This window comes from Nostoc sp. JL34, from assembly GCF_017114945.1.
Classification (GTDB): Bacteria; Cyanobacteriota; Cyanobacteriia; order Cyanobacteriales; family Nostocaceae; genus Nostoc.
The window spans coordinates 16,229-29,269 of the sequence record NZ_JABXKQ010000087.1 but is presented as its reverse complement, the minus strand read 5'-3'; the positions used below and the strand labels follow the sequence as shown (position 1 = coordinate 29,269).

The following is a 13,041-nucleotide window of genomic DNA, read 5'->3' as shown; positions in this document are numbered from 1 at the left end:
TTCAGTGTGGTATTGACTCTTAATTGCGGGACAAGTAAGGAACTTCAATGCTCCCTCATTTAAAGACTTATTGTTTAGGCTGAGGCACAGAGATTTTAACGATCAGTGATTAGCCGGATTTGGGATTAAGCCTGGTGTAACGGGGTGCTTGTTAAGCATGAAAAAAAGCATTCCACTTGCCTATTATCGAATCATCCCTTCGTTTAGTAACGCCTTTTTCCTTTCCCATGTCTTAACAAGCATCTATTGTGGGCATCATAATCCCAAGCCGAATACATCAGCTAGCAGCCAGAAAACTTTTTGGCAGCAAGTTTTTTATTTACAACTATAGTATCGACCGATGGCAGATAGTTTTAGACGCGATCTCTTTGTTTCTCGATATAGTTTGTACACTGAGTTTATTGTGGGATGCCTACAGATTCAATTGGGAGTAATCTGTAGCGTAGGTATTTGGACATTCTCAGAAGCTAAGTTACAAGCTGCTCAAGCACATCAGACTTGGAATTCACCTTCAGAATTGACTGAGCGAGTCACCACAGTAAATCCTGAGTCAGCAGAGCAATACTCAGAATTGGGAACTCACAGAGAAATCAGAGCGGCGGCTTGGATTGATAGCACAAATAAGCTGAGTTTGCGTACCTCTACTCTTAAACAAGCTAGGCGCAACAACTTTGCTAAGGGCGAACTGAACTTCGATAATTTAGAACTTTCGATGCCGTTCCCCTATCGATTAAAGCCAACACCTATTTTGATGGCGGCCCCCGAAAACTTCAATCCCGATCTGCGATTACCGCCAGTATTACCTGAACCACCGCAGAATTCTAGCCCACCCACAACTTCCACTGAATCACCGCAGAATTCTAGCCCGCCCACAACTTCCACTGAATCACCGCAGAATTCTAGCCCGCCTACAACTTTTACTGAACCACCGCAGAATTCTAGCCCGCCCACAACTTCCACTAAACCAGGAACGCCGAATGCAGTTTTGGAAAGTATTGATACCGACTATCATTATGAGACAGACAACTTTGGCCAAACCAATTTTTTCCTTGAACCAACGGTTCAATTTCGATTGAGTAATGGCAATAAAATATTTTTCAAGACAGGTTTTAACTTCTTTGAGCAACGTGGTGTTGAATCAGTAACCAATTTTCCTTTGCAAATTGGATGGCAAGGAAAAATTGGGCAAGTGACTCTCCAAACAGCAGCCGGAGTCGATGTGTTCAATCGTTTACCCACAGCTATCAATCTCAATGCTAAGGTGGAGGCTCCCATTTCGCCGCCGCGAGTTTCGTCATCAGGTAGATTGCTATCGGTAGTAGTACTATCAGGTAATTTAGAACAAGGGCCCTATAAATCCAATGCTCGAACTTTAGACAATCAAATTACTGTTTGGCGATTTGGCCCTGATTTATACTGGCAGATTGATCGTGATACCAGTTTGTTTTCGTCATTGCGTTTGGGTAGTTACAACGATGGTAATTCCGATGTGCAGTCTTTTAGTAGGTTAGAGCGCAAGTTCGGACAATTTTCTTTGGCAGCTAACTTATTTACTTGGAGTTACGATCGCGATTTAGAACGCACAAGTGGCTATTTTTCTCCACCAGATTTCCTAGTTTACAACGGTGAGGTGGCTTGGGAGGGAGACATTGCTAATTTCTTACGCTGTCGCCTTGCAGCCAACTTAGGACAGCAGCGACTTAAAGGAGAATTTGACAATGCTAATACCTATCAAACGCGCTGTACGGTAAAGCTGTCGCCGAATATAGAAGCAGACTTGGGCTATAGCTTTAGTAATGTCCGAAATCAAGAAACCGGGGGAAGTGCATACGGTGGTAATTCCTTCACAGGACAGTTGCGGGTCAAATTTTAGGAGGCAGGGGGCAGAGGTAAACCCTATAAATAATCTCAAATCCGAAATCTCAAATCCAAAATCTCAAATGGTATAAGGCTGAAGAATGAAAGCACCATTACCTGATAACGAAACACAGCGAATCGAATCTCTTTTGGAGTATAAGATTCTCGATACTCCAACGGATGCTGCCTTTGACGATCTGACCCGTTTAGCCTCATATATTTGTGGAACTCCCATTGGCTTAATCAGCTTAATTGATAGCGATCGCCAGTGGTTCAAGTCAAAAGTTGGTTTGGATGCCCTAGAAACACCACGGGATCTGGCATTCTGCGCCCATGCTATTATGCAACCTGAAGTTTTTGTTGTGCCTGATGCCACAGTTGACGAAAGGTTTGCGACAAACCCGCTAGTCACTTCTGACCCAAATGTTCGGTTTTATGCTGGTGTACCGTTGACTAATCCTGAAGGATATGCATTAGGAACACTTTGTGTAATTGACCATGTACCAAGAAACCTCTCCCCAGAACAATTGGAAGCATTACGAATTCTAGGTCGCCAGGTAATTAAACAACTAGAAATGCGGCGCACTTTAGCAAGTTTAGTTTTGGCGAGTGATACACGCAAACAGGCACAGAAGGGACGGAAACAATTTTTTAAAAGAATAGCTGGAGGGTTTGGGTTAGCATCGGCAATTTTAGTTTTGATTGGTGTGATTTCTTATCAAAATACACGTATATTGATTGATACTAGTAATCAGGTACAAAAAACCCAAGAGAAAATCAATAAACTAGAAGAATTACTGTCCGAGATCAAGGATGCTGAGACTGGACAAGGCGGTTACATCCTCACTGGACAAGAAAGTTATCTAGAACCTTATCAAGCAGTAGTTGGAAACATCGATCAAAAAATTGTAGAACTGAAGAATTTAATCGCAGATCAACCTAGCCAACAAAAGCAGTTTGCAACCCTTGAATCTCTGATAGCTGCAAAACTTGCCATACTCAAGCAGACTATATACCTGCGTCAAAATCAGGGATTCGAGGCGGCGTTGCAGGTAATCCAGACAAATCAGGGAAAACATCTCATGGATGATATCCGTAAGATCATCAAAGAGATAGAGAATGAGGATAAAGGGTTGCTTAAACAGCAGTCACAAGCTGCAAAAGCTAGTGCTAATAATACGGTTTTGACACTGGCGATCGCTATTTGCCTAAGTTTTCTGATTCTGTCTATAGTCTACTACTTCATTTCTCGTGAGGTCAGAGAGCGTAAATTCACAGAGGAAACACTAAACACAGAACGCAACTTTATTTCAGCAGTCCTTGACACAGCCAGCGCTTTGGTAATAGTTCTTGACACACAAGGGCAAATCGTTCGCTTCAATCAAGCTTGTGAACAAATTAGTGGTTACTCATTTGATGAAGTGAGAGGAAGGCATGTCTGGAACCTATTTCTACTTCCTGAAGAGATGGAGCCGGTTAAAGCAGTTTTTGAGCAGTTGCGAATTGGTGAAGCACCCAAAGAATACGAAAACTATTGGGTAACAAAAGATGGCAGTCGGCGGCGCATTGCCTGGACTAACACTACCTTGCAAGACCATGAGGGCTACGTTGAATACATTGTTGCCACGGGTATTGACATCAGCGATGTCTCCGAGGAACTTCGCTTACGCAAACGAACTGAACAGCATCTGAAAGCAGAGTATGCTACAACCCGCGTCTTAGCGGAGTCAACTACCATCAACGAAGCTATGCCCCAAATTCTCCAAGGAATCTGTGAAAGTTTGGGATGGGATTTAAGTGAATTTTGGATCGCAGATCAGCGAGCAAATTTACTGTCCCTACTAAATACATGGTATAAAATATCCTTAAAAATGCAAGAATTTGACATCCTCAGTCAGCAGACCACGTTTGCACCAGGAATTGGGCTGCCTGGTCGTGTCTGGGCTAGTGTTGAACCTGTTTGGATCGCTGATGTCGTTAAAGATCAGAATTTCATCCGCTCTCAAATCGCAGCCCAAGCAGAACTGCACGGAGCTTTCGGTTTTCCGATCCGTAGTGGTAAAAAAGTCATTGGTGTCATTACTTGCTTTAGCCATGAGATCCAGCAAGCTGACCCAGATTTGGCAAAAGTCATGAATTCGATTGGTGAGCAAGTAGGGCAGTTTATCGAGCGCAAGCAGGCAGAAGAAGAACTCCAACGCCAAAATTTGCGATCGCAACTATTTACTGAAATCACCCTCAAAATTCGTCAGTCTTTGCAAATCAAAGAAATTCTCCAAATCACTGTTACGGAGGTACAAAAAATCCTCCATAGCGATCGAGTTTTGATTTATCAACCTTTGGCTGATGGATCTGGAGCCACCATCGTTGAGGCAGTAGTTTCTGGCTGGCTGGCAATTAAAGAGAAAAAGTTTACTGATGCTTACTTTCAAGCCGAATACATCCAGCAGTACTATTTACAGCAGTACCGTCAAAAACGGAATCTGGGGCTTGCTGAATTGGATATAGTTGAAGCCCAAAAAAACCATATCGAATTACTGCAACAATTTGGAGTCAAGTCCAATTTGGTCATACCCCTTCTTGTCAAAGAAGAACTCTGCGGTTTATTGATTGTTCATGAGTGTGGTAGTTCTCGCCACTGGTCTAGCTTTGAAACTCATCTTTTACGGCAAATAGCTGACCAAGTAGGTATTGCCTTAGCCCAAGCCCAAATGTTAAATGCAGAAACTCAACAGCGACGAGAACTTGAAATTGCCCGTCAGCAAGCTGAATTAGCTTCTCAAACTAAAAGTGCCTTTTTGGCCAACATGAGCCATGAAATTCGGACTCCGATGAATGCTGTGTTGGGGATGACAGGCTTAATGTTAGAAACTCCCCTCAACTCGGAGCAACAAGATTTTATCGAAACAATTCGCATTAGTGGAGATGCCCTCTTAAGCCTGATCAATGAAATTTTGGATCTTTCCAAACTTGAGGCTGGGGAGATGATGCTAGAAACTCTAGATTTTAACTTATCGATCTGTGTAGAAGAGGTGTTGGAATTATTGGCTCCCCCAGCCCATAATAAGGGATTAGAAATTGCAGCGTTAATTTATCCCAACGTCCCCACCCATCTCCAAGGCGATGCTGGCCGCCTGCGGCAAATTCTGATGAACCTGATTAGTAATGCGATTAAGTTCACCAGCAATGGAGAGGTAGTATTACGAGCAGAATTGCGATCGCAAACCTCTACTACAGCCACCATCTATTTTGCCATCACAGATACTGGTCTTGGTATTACCCCTGAAGACCAATGCAAACTCTTTAAGCCATTTACCCAAGTTGATGCTTCCACCACCCGGAAATATGGCGGTACAGGTTTGGGATTAGCCATCTGTAAGCAACTGGTGAGCTTGATGGGAGGAGAAATGGGCGTAGAAAGTCGCTTGGGGAAAGGATCTAAGTTTTGGTTTGAAGTAACTCTCGCCAAGCAACTTTACCCTATTTCCTCAGAAGGTGATGGCTTCGCCAACGCCAAGGGCGAACGCGAACTTTTGCTGAATCGGCGCTTGTTAGTAGTGGATGATAATGCCACCAATCGCAAAATCATCTACCATCAAGCTACCCGTTGGGGGATGCTGGTGGATCAAGCGGCTTCGGCTACTACTGCCCTGAAAGCTATTCAGGAGGCTGCCAAGCAAAAAAATCTCTATGATATAGCTGTGGTTGATATGCAGATGCCAGAAATAGATGGTATGACTTTAGGAGAGCAAATTAAGGCAAATTCAGCGATCGCTGGGCTACCTTTGATTATGCTTACCTCTACTAATCAACGCGATGAAATCCAACGAGCGCTAAAAATAGGATTTGCGGCTTATTTAGTCAAACCTGTTAAGTCGTCCCGACTCCTCGATACCATCATGACTATCTTAGGAACGCAGCCAGAAGAAGAGACAGGAGTCAGGAGTCATCGGAGAGAGTGGGAAACGCAAAGACGCAAAGATGAGGAGAATTTACCTAGTCCATTCTCCGTGTCTCCACGTCAGAGCATCCCTGTGTTTTCTTCCCCTAACTTCCCCAAACTTAGAATTCTCTTAGCTGAAGATAATTTGGTGAATCAAAAAGTTGCCTTGAAGCAACTCCAAAGCCTGGGTTATAGCGCTGATGTCGCTGGTAATGGGAAAGAAGTATTGCAATTATTAGAAAAAATTCCTTACGATTTAATTTTGATGGATTGCCAAATGCCAGTTCTTGATGGTTTAGAAACTACAAAAGAAATTCATCGTTGGCAAGAAAGTAACTTCGTCAGTGGTTATCGTCCTGTGGTAATTGCAATGACAGCTAATGCCATGAAAGAAGACCAACAAATGTGTCTAGATGCCGGAATGGATGACTATTTAAGCAAGCCAGTAATAAAAGAAAAATTGGCAGTGGCGCTAGAGCGTTGGGGAAATGCGATCTTCAAGGCAAAAGAAACAGTTGCTACAGAGCAGACAGTTGTTACAACAGATGTAGGTTCAGTTGACCTTCCAATTGATTGGGAACGCTTGCATCAACTCTCGGAAAACAACCCAGAATTTGAATTAGAACTACTGCAAATATTTGTTGAAGATATTCAACCTCGTCTAGAGGTAATTAAAATAGCGATCGCAGCTTATGACTTTGAGAAACTAGCGCACGAAGCCCATCAAATTAAAGGTGCTAGTGCCAATGTTGGAGCGACAACCATGCATCTGGCAGCAGAGAAACTAGAACAACTAGCTCACAATCAAGAGCGTCGAGGTAGTACTAACTTTATATCCGAGTTAGAAGAGTTTGTTAAACTCATCCAAGAGTTTTTAACCTGTCAAGATAGTAACGCCAAAATCTGAGCGATCAATAATATTTATTAATAAATTAATAGGGACTATTTTTTCTGAGTAAGCATGAAAAATCCTGATTTTCCATTTCTCATGACTCATTTCTCCTTTTTCGATAGAACTTGTGAACAATTGGGAATAATAACTTTGATGTACTAATATCAAGTCCGGTTAATTACTTATGATTACCGCATCCGTGCAAAAATCAGGAAAACCTCTTTCTCCCTGCCCCCTGCACCCCTGCGGTCTAAATGATAAATCTTTACCCGAACATGATATAAAAGTATATTTGGTGAGTTGGCTGCATCAAAAGCTAAGAATTTTTAGCCGAAATGTCAGTTAAATGCATCACCTCCTATTCCCAATTGATTCCCGAAAAGCGAGGTTTTCCTAATGAGTCAGATGAGTAGAGACGATGTACGAGAAAGACTTGGCAATATCGATCAGATCCGCGATATTATTCTTGGAACACAGCTAAGAGAGTACGAAAATCGATTTAGCAAGCTGGAGTCAGATATATCTCTCCTGCAACAACAGATGCGATCGCATGTCGATCAACTCAAGTCCAACTTTTCGGCGGAACTAAAAGCGGGGTTTGAAGCGCTGGATAAAAAGCTGAAATCACTCAACTTGGCAACTCAAGAGGAAACTCTTGACTTACGGCAACAGGTTGATAGACTTAATAAAAAGTTTTCTAGCAGCGTCCAGTCGCTTGATGAAACCTTAGATAGCCAAACTACCTCGATTCGAGATGAAATCTTTCAGACTAAAGTCCAATTACAAGATGATGTCACGGCATTACGGGATCTGATTTTAGAAGAAATAGATCGACGCTTCTCACAGTTGACAGACACTAAAGTTTCTAAAGACGATATGGCTGAAACTTTATTTGCCTTGGGAATGCGTCTGAAAGAAACTGAATTTATTCCTAAATTGCGAGAAGCAGCCGATGAACGCGGCGACGAATATACTGCTGTACCACTTCTAGAAACTACAAAGTTGTCAAAAGTAAGTGTTAACTCACTCTAACAGTACGGCAAAATTACGTTTGTAATTACTAATCAAAGTAGAAGGCAAGAATAACTCCTAACTCAGCACGGGCTAAACGCCCCGCTACCGCTAACAGCACTCTTAAAAGGATGACTCAGGTGGAAAATTCGATTTCTCAATCTGTTGAGTTGGAGCCAGAAAAAGCTGTGCAGCTTGACAATTTGCTGCATTTACTGATCGAACTAAAAATTATCGAATCACCTGAGCAGTCTTTTTCTTTATTACTATCAGAAACTAATAATAGTAATGGAAATATTACAGAAAAAATTGAATTATTGCAACTTCCTCCAGTGACATTAGAAGTATGTGAAGCTTATTTAGAGTCAGATTTTAAGTTTTCTCAAAATATATCTAATTACTCACAAACTATTCAAGAAGAATTAGAAGAATCTATTGAAATATTTGCAGAATTTGAGGAAAAGTTAGACAATTCAGAGGATGCATTGCAAAAATTACGGGAGATATTGGTCGGATATGAATTAGCAGAGATAGATAATATTACAGCTAAAATTGAACAAAAATTAACAAAAATTGAAAATCAAATTTACGACCCTAAAGAGCTAATAAATCTACTACTACCGTGGATTTCTGAGCTTTTGAGGCTGAAGATTACAGAGTCGAGAGAGGAAATTGTCGAGATAATTGCTCCTATTATTGATGAGACTATCCGCAGTCGCACTGAACAAGATAAAGTTAGCATGAGTACAGCGATCGCGCCTGTTATTCCTCTGGCTATTTCCCAGCAAATTATTATAGCTCCAGAAGAAGTATCAGATGCGATCGCTCCGGCAATGGGACGAGCCATAAAAAAGCAAATTGAAATTGAACAAAATATTGTAGTGGATGCACTCTACCCAATTATTGGTAGTACCATAGCCAAATATATGGCAGAGACAATCCGTGCCATTAACCGACAAGTTGAAGAAACCCTCAGTGTTGAAGGCGTCAAACGTAAAATTCGTGCCAAGCTACAGGGAGTTTCGGAAGCAGAATTAATTCTTAAAGAAGCTCTACCATTTAAAATTCAAGCCATTTTCTTGATTCATAAAGCATCTGGTTTAGTCATCTCAGATATTCAGCACTCTCATGTAGAGCAGCTAGAGGCTGAAATGGTAGCAGGAATGCTGACAGCAATTCGTAGCTTTGCCAATGATTGCATCAATCAATCTGGAAGCATGACAGAATTAGATGCAATTGAATATGGGACATCCAAAATAATTTTAGAAGTTGCAGGATACTGTTATTTAGCAATTGTTATGCAAGGAGAGCCAAGCAAAAGTTTTATTTGGAAAATGCGACAATTATTCAGCATAATTATTAAACAATATGGTGATTTTATTGAAAAGTTTGACGGCGACCCAGATTTAATTCCTATTGAAGTTCATACACTTCTAGAAGAACTGAAAGATACAGATATTCAGGAGAAAAAGAAAACAAAAATCTCACCGCTACTGATATTAGGTTTAACAGTTATCAGCACCATTTTCATTCCTTGGGGCATTTGGCAATACCGTAGTGGAGTTATACATTTCATTGAAAATCAAACTTTGTTAGCTCTAACTTCTGTTCCAGAACTAGCCGTATATCGGCTCACTGTACAAGTAGAACACAATAAATTAAAATTAACAGGACGATTACCTAATCAACTTCTGCGCCAGAAAGCCGAGCAAATTGTCAAAATAACCTCTCCTAATTGGTTGATTGATAATCAAATTTTATTAGTAGAAGTACCAGCAGACCCCGTATTAGCTGCTGCTGAAGTCAAACGAGTCACAGCAGTTTTAAATCAGACTGACGATATAGCAATTTCTGCTAAATACATCGCTGGTAAAGTAGCTGTTGAAGGAACTGTCAACCGCATTGCAGATGCTCAGATTATTGCTAATGCATTTGAACAAATTCCAGGCGTAAAATCTGTGTCTAGCGCAGTGCGAGTACAACCCCTACAAATTGAAGTTCGATTTTACTTTCAACCCGACTCAGCAAGTTTAATGAAAGCAGATTTAGCGTACAAGGTTCAACAGGTCAACTTTTTCCTTAATCAGCACCCAAATAAGCATTTAAAAATCATTGGTTATAGTGACCGTAGTGGCGTGAACAAATCTCAAAAATTTGCACTGACGCGAGCAAAGGCTGTACAACAAGCACTGATTAAATTAGGTATTGAGCCATCTCGTTTACAGGTCATTGGGAGGACAAATTTACCACCAGGACTTGATGTAACTCACCCCTTGTGGTTAAGCCGCTGTGTCATTCTAGAAGCGATAAACAAGCAATTTTAAGTTTATAGTAGCTATGATTCGGATAAAATATTCCCTACTTTTCCCCAACTATGTCTACAATCTCTAAAAAAATATGCTTATTCGGTGACTTTGGTGTTGGTAAAACTAGTTTAATTCGCCAATTTGTCGAGTGTAGATTTAGTGACGAATACCTTTCAACTGTAGGAGTAAAAATATCTCGTAAATTGGTTAGTGTTTCTGAAAAAAATCTACTTAGCGAACAAAACTTACAAATGATAATTTGGGATATTGAAGGCAGTAATAAGTTTAAAGCAGTTGCTAATAATTATTTTCAAGGTTCTAAAGGTGCTGTGATAGTTGGTGATGTGACACAAGCAGAAACGCTCCATCATATCCAGGAGCATATTCAAACTTTTTTAGCTGTTAATCCTAACAGCTATATTGTTGTTGCACTGAACAAATCAGATATGATTGCAGCCGAATATTTAGAAAAAATTCGTCAAATGTATCAATACCCTGACCGACCTAATATCTTAGACACATATATAACTTCAGCAAAAACTGGCAATAATGTTGATAAAATATTTCAAACTTTAGCCACTCGTTTAATTTAATTAAGATGAACTCATTTTTGACAAATTTATTATCTGTATGTGGTATTGAATATTTAATAATTGATGAAAAATTAAAAATTATAGAGATGTCTTTGGGACTAAATCATTTTGCCGATATTCCTAATGAAGCTAAGCCAGGTCAAGATGTTCGGATTGTGTTTCCCGAATTAGAGGGACTTGAAGATATTTTTGATGCAATTTTACAGGGGGAACAAGATAATTTTGAATTAAAAGGAATTATGCGATCGCAAGATCCGACTTCTCCTTTATATATTGATATTCGTATTACTAATAATCTCCAAGAAGACCATTATAGCAATCGACTAACCATTGTTGTCGAAGATGCGACAGAGCGGATGGTGCTTGAGCAATCTTTATTTCAAGGTGCAAATGAAGCAAATCTTTTGCTACGTAACTTAAAGGCTTCTAAACAATATATTGACCAAATTGTGACATCAATGGCGGACGCCTTGTTAGTGACAACGCTATCAGGCGAGATCAAAAAAATGAATTATGCCGCACAAATTTTATTGCAATATAACGAAATAGAACTCATCGGTCAACCGATCGCAAAAATTATTAGAGAAGTCAATAAGTATCCATTGACAATTGATGATACTGATATATCCCACAGTCAAGACATAAATCCTTTAGTAAAAGAAATAGAAACCGTTTGTTATACCAAAAGTGGTAAAACAATTCCCATAGCTTTTTCATCCTCAATAGTAAAAACAGAAATTGAACATTTTCAAGGTTATGTTTACATTTTGCGAGACATGACTGAACGAAAACAGGCAGAACTTGCTAAACAGGAATTCTTAGCGATGATTAGCCATGAGGTTCGGACTCCGATCGCATCGGTAATTGGTATGGCCAGTTTGTTGCTATACACTGAACTAACTCCTGAACAGCAAGATTTTGTTGAAACCATTTACACCAGTGGAAATTCTTTACTCAAAATTATTAACGATTTCCTGGACTTCTCCAAAATACAATCAGGAAACTTAGAACTAGAAGAAGAACCTTTTCCTTTACGAAATTGCATTCATGAGGCTCTTTATATGCTTGCGCCTACAGCTAGAGAAAAAGGTTTAAAACTCACATTTTTAGAGACTCCTGAACTTGCTACTACGATAGTGGGGGATATCACCCGACTGCGCCAAGTCTTGATTAATTTACTCAGTAATGCAATTAAATTTACCGAAACGGGAAGTATAGAGGTTTCAGTTATAACCCGCAAGAATAGCGATATTAATCATTCTTCTGTTGTAAGTACTGAGGAAATTCAGTTTAGTGTTAAAGATACAGGCATCGGAATTCCACGCGATCGCTTAGAGCGTTTGTTTAAAGCCTTCAGTCAAGTTAACTCCTCCATTACTCGACAGTATGGCGGTACTGGCTTAGGTCTCGCCATCTGCAAGCAATTGTGCGAGTTAATGGGTGGCAGAATTTGGGTTGAAAGTGAACTTAATGTAGGTAGTACATTTTACTTTACGATTGCCGCTTCTGTTATTTCAGAGGAGTCAGCAGGAGCCAGTGCAGTCTTCTCCCAACAGGAGATACCAAAAGCGAGCGAGTCTCCCCAAGTGGAGCAACTGGCGTTCAAGAGTCAGGAGTTATTCAGTGTCCCTGAATCTTCTTCCCCGTCTCCTGACTTCCATAAATTAAGAATTCTTTTAACTGAAGATAATCTGGTGAATCAGAAAATAGCCTTGAAGCAACTCAAAAGTCTGGGCTACAGTGCTGATATCGCTAATAATGGAAAAGAAGCGTTGCAGCTATTAGAAAAAATTCCCTATGATTTGATTCTGATGGATTGCCAAATGCCGATTCTCGACGGTTTGGAAACCACAAAACAAATTCATCGTTGGCAAGAAAGCAGCTTTGCTAGTGGTCGTCGTCCTGTAGTAATTGCGATGACAGCTAATGCAATGAAACAAGACAAACAAATGTGTCTAGATGCCGGCATGGACGACTACTTGAGCAAGCCGGTGATGAAAGAAAATTTAGCAGCGATGCTAGAGCATTGGAAAAATGTGATATTCAGAACAAAAGAAATAGCTGCCACAGAGCAGACAGTTTCTACAACAGATGTAGATTCCGTTGACCTCCCAATTGATTGGGAACGTTTGCATCAACTCTCAGAAAACAACCCAGAATTTGAATTGGAACTACTGCAAATATTTGTTGAAGATATTCAACCTCGTTTAGAGGTGATAAAAATAGCGATCGCAACTCATGACTTTGAGCAACTAACGCTCCAAACCCATCAAATTAAAGGTGCTAGTGCCAATATGGGAGTTACACCTATGCATCTAGCGGCAGAAAAACTAGAACAACTAGCTTACGACCAAGAGCGTCGAGGTACAACTGACTTAATCGTAGAGTTAGAAGAATTTGTGAAACGCATCCAAGAATTTTTAATTAGGAGTTAAAAGT

6 protein-coding genes are annotated in these 13,041 nt (G+C 40.4%); all 6 read left to right on the top strand.

Annotation, left to right across the window (positions count from 1 at the left end; translation table 11 throughout):
- The first annotated feature begins 340 nt into the window (after positions 1-340).
- The 6 genes from HWQ44_RS16415 to HWQ44_RS16390 all read left to right on the top strand — a co-directional run bounded on the left by HWQ44_RS16415 (position 341) and on the right by HWQ44_RS16390 (position 13,037).
- Positions 341-1,873: a hypothetical protein gene (locus tag HWQ44_RS16415; protein WP_292720430.1), complete on the top strand. Its 1,533-nt coding sequence runs from the start codon at positions 341-343 to the stop codon at positions 1,871-1,873.
- Between the two features lie 85 nt (positions 1,874-1,958).
- Positions 1,959-6,707 (top strand): response regulator, encoded by a 4,749-nt coding sequence (locus HWQ44_RS16410; RefSeq protein WP_292720428.1) that lies wholly within the window; start codon positions 1,959-1,961, stop codon positions 6,705-6,707.
- A 381-nt stretch (positions 6,708-7,088) separates the two neighbouring features.
- Complete coding sequence (locus tag HWQ44_RS16405) at positions 7,089-7,724, top strand: hypothetical protein (protein WP_292720426.1); 636 nt, start codon at positions 7,089-7,091, stop codon at positions 7,722-7,724.
- A gap of 110 nt (positions 7,725-7,834) precedes the next feature.
- Positions 7,835-10,027 carry an OmpA family protein gene (locus HWQ44_RS16400; RefSeq protein ID WP_292720424.1) on the top strand — a complete coding sequence of 731 codons (2,193 nt, stop codon included), beginning with the start codon at positions 7,835-7,837 and terminating at the stop codon, positions 10,025-10,027.
- 50 nt (positions 10,028-10,077) lie between these two features.
- The gene (locus HWQ44_RS16395; RefSeq protein ID WP_292720422.1) at positions 10,078-10,602 is read left to right on the top strand and encodes a Rab family GTPase; all 525 of its coding nucleotides are present in this window, start codon (positions 10,078-10,080) and stop codon (positions 10,600-10,602) included.
- Positions 10,603-10,607: 5 nt separating this feature from the next.
- A complete protein-coding gene (locus HWQ44_RS16390; protein ID WP_292720420.1) occupies positions 10,608-13,037 on the top strand; it encodes an ATP-binding protein in 2,430 nt (809 codons plus the stop codon).
- Positions 13,038-13,041 lie beyond the last annotated feature (4 nt).

Coding starts and splice junctions, on each gene's coding strand:
- HWQ44_RS16415 (WP_292720430.1), top strand. CDS start 341: ATGGCAGATAGTTTTAGACGCGATCTCTTTGTTTCTCGATATAGTTTG.
- HWQ44_RS16405 (WP_292720426.1), top strand. CDS start 7,089: ATGAGTCAGATGAGTAGAGACGATGTACGAGAAAGACTTGGCAATATC.
- HWQ44_RS16400 (WP_292720424.1), top strand. CDS start 7,835: ATGACTCAGGTGGAAAATTCGATTTCTCAATCTGTTGAGTTGGAGCCA.
- HWQ44_RS16390 (WP_292720420.1), top strand. CDS start 10,608: ATGAACTCATTTTTGACAAATTTATTATCTGTATGTGGTATTGAATAT.
- HWQ44_RS16395 (WP_292720422.1), top strand. CDS start 10,078: ATGTCTACAATCTCTAAAAAAATATGCTTATTCGGTGACTTTGGTGTT.
- HWQ44_RS16410 (WP_292720428.1), top strand. CDS start 1,959: ATGAAAGCACCATTACCTGATAACGAAACACAGCGAATCGAATCTCTT.